Below are 814 nucleotides of genomic sequence, written 5' to 3'. Positions count from 1 at the left end.
TGCCATCGAAGTGGATGTGGATGCGGTCTGCGACGGTACCGATGTGGTTATCGGTGGCATCATGCAGCACATTGAACAGGCCGGCGTGCACTCCGGTGACTCCGCCTGTTCGCTGCCGCCGTACTCGCTGGATGAGGATGTGCAGGATGTGATGCGCCAGCAGGCTGCCGATATGGCGCTGGAGCTGGGTGTGGTCGGTTTGATGAACGTGCAGTTCGCCGTGAAAAGCGGTGAGGTGTATGTGCTGGAAGTGAATCCGCGTGCCTCGCGGACGGTGCCGTATGTGTCCAAGTGCATTGGTGTGTCCCTGGCGAAAGTGGCCGCCCGTTGTATGGCCGGCACCAGCCTCAAGGAACAAGGCTTCACCAAAGAGGTCAAACCGCAGCACTATTTCGTGAAAGAAGCGGTGTTCCCGTTTGCCAAGTTCCCGAAAGTCGATCCGATCCTGGGCCCGGAAATGAAATCCACCGGGGAAGTCATGGGTGTGGGAGCGACCTTCGCGGAAGCCTTTGGCAAGGCATCCCTGGGTGCAGGCGAAAAGCTGCCGGAATCGGGTACGGCCTTTATTTCCGTGCGTGAAGTCGACAAGCCTGCGTCTGTTGAAGTGGCTCGGATGTTGATTGAGCGGGGCTTCAGCCTGGTTGCCACCAAAGGCACCGCCAAGGTGCTGGGTGAGGCTGGTCTTGAAGTGAAGGTGGTGAACAAGGTGCTGGAAGGGCGTCCGCATATTGTGGACATGATCAAGAACGACCAGATTGCCCTGATCGTGAATACCACTGAAGGCAAGCAGGCGACCCGTGATTCGTTCGCGATT

1 protein-coding gene is annotated in these 814 nt (G+C 58.1%); it reads left to right on the top strand.

Going from position 1 to position 814, the window contains the following annotated elements; translation table 11 throughout:
* On the top strand, positions 1-814 hold an 814-nt coding region (locus A3754_RS03665), incomplete at both ends, for an ATP-grasp domain-containing protein (RefSeq protein ID WP_156496753.1).

This window comes from Alcanivorax sp. HI0083 (assembly GCF_001635175.1).
This window is presented reverse-complemented; position numbering and strand designations above follow the sequence as displayed.